This window comes from Phyllobacterium sp., from assembly GCF_037994405.1.
Classification (GTDB): Bacteria; Pseudomonadota; Alphaproteobacteria; order Rhizobiales; family Rhizobiaceae; genus Phyllobacterium.
The window spans coordinates 1-4,379 of record NZ_JBBNAN010000488.1 but is presented as its reverse complement, the minus strand read 5'-3'; the positions used below and the strand labels follow the sequence as shown (position 1 = coordinate 4,379).

The 4,379-nt window shown below is 52.6% G+C and carries 7 protein-coding genes; 3 read left to right on the top strand and 4 right to left on the bottom strand.

The genetic code is table 11. From position 1 onward, the window contains the following. Nucleotides 1-321: 321 nt before the first annotated feature. From AAAC48_RS27055 to AAAC48_RS27045, 3 genes are all read right to left on the bottom strand, one after another. Complete coding sequence (locus AAAC48_RS27055; RefSeq protein ID WP_340657160.1) at nucleotides 322-1,140, bottom strand: transglutaminase family protein; 819 nt, start codon at nucleotides 1,138-1,140, stop codon at nucleotides 322-324. 158 nt (nucleotides 1,141-1,298) lie between these two features. Next, the gene (locus AAAC48_RS27050; RefSeq protein ID WP_340657159.1) at nucleotides 1,299-1,574 is read right to left on the bottom strand and encodes a DUF1488 domain-containing protein; all 276 of its coding nucleotides are present in this window, start codon (nucleotides 1,572-1,574) and stop codon (nucleotides 1,299-1,301) included. Between the two features lie 10 nt (nucleotides 1,575-1,584). Then, nucleotides 1,585-1,896 carry a hypothetical protein gene (locus AAAC48_RS27045; RefSeq protein WP_340657158.1) on the bottom strand — a complete coding sequence of 104 codons (312 nt, stop codon included), beginning with the start codon at nucleotides 1,894-1,896 and terminating at the stop codon, nucleotides 1,585-1,587. Nucleotides 1,897-2,430: 534 nt separating this feature from the next. On the opposite strand from AAAC48_RS27045, the gene AAAC48_RS27040 reads away from it, so the two are divergent. Genes AAAC48_RS27040 through AAAC48_RS27030 form a run of 3 tightly spaced genes read left to right on the top strand, consistent with a single transcriptional unit; the run spans nucleotide 2,431 to nucleotide 3,127 of the window. After that, nucleotides 2,431-2,697, top strand: coding sequence for a hypothetical protein (locus tag AAAC48_RS27040; protein WP_340657157.1), 267 nt, complete (start codon nucleotides 2,431-2,433; stop codon nucleotides 2,695-2,697). Next, nucleotides 2,694-2,972 carry a hypothetical protein gene (locus AAAC48_RS27035; protein WP_340657156.1) on the top strand — a complete coding sequence of 93 codons (279 nt, stop codon included), beginning with the start codon at nucleotides 2,694-2,696 and terminating at the stop codon, nucleotides 2,970-2,972. Before AAAC48_RS27040 ends, AAAC48_RS27035 begins: the two co-directional genes overlap by 4 nt. 14 nt (nucleotides 2,973-2,986) lie before the next feature. Beyond that, complete coding sequence (locus AAAC48_RS27030) at nucleotides 2,987-3,127, top strand: hypothetical protein (protein WP_340657155.1); 141 nt, start codon at nucleotides 2,987-2,989, stop codon at nucleotides 3,125-3,127. Nucleotides 3,128-3,785: 658 nt separating this feature from the next. Here AAAC48_RS27030 and AAAC48_RS27025 read toward each other — a convergent pair. Then, on the bottom strand, nucleotides 3,786-4,379 hold a 594-nt coding region (locus tag AAAC48_RS27025), incomplete at its 5' end, for a TCP-1/cpn60 chaperonin family protein (protein WP_340657154.1).

Below are 4,379 nucleotides of genomic sequence, written 5' to 3'. Positions count from 1 at the left end.
TTGGGGATGCACGTCAACATCCGGCTGTCCATCGAAACGAAGCTCAGAAAATTGATGAAGAAACGAGATTTCTGACGGCCAAGCTGCTGCGGATGCTCGTTGTTGCAAAAGGTCTACCTCAAATTGGCTGCCGCTCAGGCGTTTCAGTCAGTGGGGAGACGGGTGCACCGAAATAGGCAGTGTGGAGCTACAACAGACTGTACCTCACCTTCGAACCCAACCGTCAGCCCGAATTGCACCGGTTCCTCCAACATCTTGGGCCAAAGTCAACCGTTCGATCGCGCATTCTTATGAACGTCTGTTCTGCACCAATAGCGCCCATTAATCGAGCGTTATGGCTGCCTCGTCGGCCCACACCTTGAATTTGGTCAAAACGTTTGGCCCGAATATGTTTGTCAAAGGCACGTCTGCAGCGTCCCGGCCATGGGCGACCTTGATACGTCCGATGCGGGGGGCGTTGTTGCGCGGATCGAATGCGTGCCACTGACCGCCTAGAAACACTTCCATCCAGGCGCAAAAATCCATCTCCGCATAAGGGGGCGGCAGACCGATATCGGTAATGTATCCGGTACAATACCGTGTCGGAATATTCAGGCATCGGCAAAAGGTAACGGCGAGATGCGTGTAATCCCGGCAAACACCATGGCCCTCGCCGAATGCCTGGTACGCCGTGCGTGTCGGATTGGAATATTCATATCCAAACTGGATATAGTGGTGCACGTAGTCGCAAACAGCCTGAACACGCTGCCAGCCGAGCGGCGTTTGTTCGAAAAGCCGCCAAGCATTGTCGCTCAATAAATCCGTTTCGCAATAACGGCTGCCCATGAGGTAGACGAGCGTGTCATCCGGAAGGTCCTGCACAGGGTGTTGAACAGCATCAAGGACGACGGGATCTGGACCACCGCTATCGTTGACTACCGCGTCTGTCCTGAGGCTGAATTGGCCTGCCGGTGCAAGGATCCGGTTGCACCAATTTCCAAACTGGTCATGGTAGCCAAGAGCATTGACCGGAGGTGACGTATTGAAGGCCTCGACGCCGATCAAATCGTCAACACGCGAGTGGTGAACGTTCAATATGGCAATCAGCGGTGTTTCTTGCGGAAACTCGAATGTTAGTTCACACCCGACATGTATCCTCATATGCGGCACTCCGTAGGCTGCAACCAACAATGGAAAGGCGGGCGATTCGAAATATCGCTCAGGCTTGAACATAAGTCATTTTGGAAGGACATCTTCCCCAAGCCGTCGGCAACTGGCCATCGGCGGCGCGGCTGGTGTGCATCGTACATAGTTTTTGGCTAGTTGCCCCGTTTAAAATCGGCTGGTGTCAGCACATACATGTTCCTGCGACCGGAAGAATAAACGTCCCGTGCCACATCGAGAATTGTACCGCGCGCGGCATCAAATGCGGCGAGATAATCCTCTTCTGCTGAATGGGTGTTTGATCTGGCCTTCGAGAATGCGGCGGTCTCGATGAAAAACGGAACTTCAAACAATCCATCATAGCCGAGAAAGCGCACGCGCTGATGTGCCGTATCATAGCTGCGGCTTCGGTTGGGGAACATTAGCGCCATATCATCATCCTTAAGGCAAACCAACTGGTAGGGTGTCGATCAACTCCGGGTTGAGCCTGGCAGCCCGACGCCGCTCCACGTTGTTCGCATTGAGCGATAACATCATCCAAGTAGCGGTCGTTTCGTTGAGTCCCGTTGTGGAATGTTCGCCCATATCAGCGGGAAGGCCGGTATAGACGTGGTAAACCGTCCATGATCGGTTGGGCTCTATTCGGCGACCATAATGATGATGCATGCTGAAGCGATGAGACGCTCCGCCTTCGTTTTCCCAAACACCAATATCGATGGCGTTCTGGTCGTTGTCGAATTCATAGATCGTCAAAATTAACACCTTATGGACTGCAAACTTCAGTTTCGTTGATACGGCTTAGAAAGCAGAGCCGAGACGCGTGGGCTAGTCCCGCGCGTCCTGTCGCGCCGAATTTACCAAGTAATTCCAAAGAGTATCGAATAGACCAGGAATACAATGGCAACGGAAAATAAGGCTTTAAACAAAATTATCTTCCGATCATATATATAATTTTGAACCTGATTAAGATTTTTCATGGCGGCCTCCTTCGTTAAAAATATTTAGGCCCAAATAACACAATACCACAAAGCGAAGAATTGTAGGGAATTATTTGTGATCTGACGTTGTTTCTCTTTTTATTACAGGGCGGCGTGCCCTTCAGCCGCAATTAAAGCACAATTGAAGCGCAATGTTTTGTAAATCGTCTTTTGGCCAAACTTGGCTCTTTGCGGCGTCAGAAATCCTCGATGCGCCGATCTTATTCCAAATTGCCGATTACTATGTGAAAAGTTGGTTGCCCAGCAATTGTGGCTCCAATCCGCGCATTGTTCCGAAAGAGGAATTTGCATGACCACGCGCACCAAACGTTCAATCGCTCATTTTGCAGCACCCTTTACCTTGCGCGGATTGGACGGGGTTCAGCCAGCGGGGGACTATGATATCGATGAGGATGAGGAAATGATCGAAGGCCTGTCCTGGCTCGCCTACCAGCGCGTTGCGACTTTCATCCACATCCCGGCGAGGAATTCCGACCAACGCAGAGTGCAGCTTGTTGCGATCGACTACCCGGAACTCGAAACGGCACTTCAAAAAGATCAGGAGACAATGAAATGAACATGTACCGACGTTTTAAAATCCGCGAAACCACACCCCATCGTTTTACGATCGGCCAGCAGGTCCGAATGAGAAGCGGCGGCGGGGCAATGATGAAGACGACTGCGATATTCGAGATTCTGGCGACCCTTCCACCCTTGGGCCAGTCCTTTCAGTACCGTATCCGCGACGCTGAAGAGAAATACGAACGGATCACCACGGAAGATAACCTCGAAGCCATCGACATTTGGAGCAGCGGCGACCGCAACAGTTTTAAGGCATCGGCAGACGCGTGACCATTCAGGAGATAATGCCGCAGGAAATCAAGGTCCAGCTTGAAAGCAGTATCCATCTGACGATCGTCATGCACCAGGATATGCCCGTGCGTTTTATTGCGACTGGAGTGAAACGTGCAGCCGACTGCTATGAGCTTTGTAATACTCAACGCTGACGAAAGACCTTATTTCTGACCACGAGGGAGCATCTCCTATGCAGGTAGCGCACGAACACCGACCGGATCGGAACACTGGCCTCAGCATGTCGGGGCCGGACGGGAAGGGCAATATCACCATATCGGGTCCAATTGAAGAAATCCCACAGGCGGTGCTGGAGCTCGCACACGATATGAAAACCGCAGCACCAGGTGAGCCATGGTGCTGTATATGCCAGCTCGACGGACGCAAATACGAAATTCATCCCAAGATACCCGGCGACGCGATGGCAGCAGCATCATACAAATGTTACAGACAAACCGGCCTCGGATCATTCACAAGGTTGAAGCGTGGGCCCTGTTGATCTCCGGTCAGTCCGACTTTGCCACCCGCACATAATACGATCCAGGACGCTTTGCCAAACACCCAACAAGTTCCGACCAAAACGCGAATGCTCTGCTGAAATATCGCAAGGTTCGGATGGGCCCAGGCCGCAACAGGCGAAAGAGAGAAGGAACTGACAAAACCGACGAAAATGCTAAATGCCAACGGCAGCCTGATCTTCATCGGCATTGAAGCTGATAGTAGGTCGCTCGTCAAACATTGATACTGAGACGGAAAACGACAGAGAGAGTCGCGACCGTACCCGACCGCGATCCCTTTGGTTTCAATAGTGTTTCAGGACCCGGTGCTTCTTGGATCACTCATGCCCACCTGAATTGGTGAGCGATCGGCAATCATGACTTCTGCCGTGATCAGGAGCCCAGCGATTGATCCGGCATCCTGCAGAGCCGTTCGAACAACCTTGGCCGGATCAACGATGCCTGCCTCGATCATATCGACGTAGAGTTCGGTCTGCGCATTGAAGCCGTGATTGGGCTTCTTGCCCTCCAATAGTGTACCAACCACGATCGAGCCCTCGGCACCGGAATTCTCGGCGATCTGCCGGACCGGCGCTTCGAGCGCTTTCAGGACGATCGAAATGCCCGCCGTTATGTCAGCATTGGGCCCAGCAAGAGCAGTCAAAGCTGCCTTGGCCCGCAAAAGTGCGACGCCGCCACCCGCGACGATTCCCTCTTCGACGGCCGCACGTGTCGCGTTCAACGCATCATCGATACGGTCCTTCTTTTCCTTTACTTCGATTTCGGTTGCGCCACCGACACGTATGACCGCAATGCCGCCAGCGAGTTTCGCCAAGCGTTCCTGCAGTTTCTCCTTGTCATACTCCGAGGTGGTCTCCTCGATTTGTACCCGGATTTGCTGGACACGGGC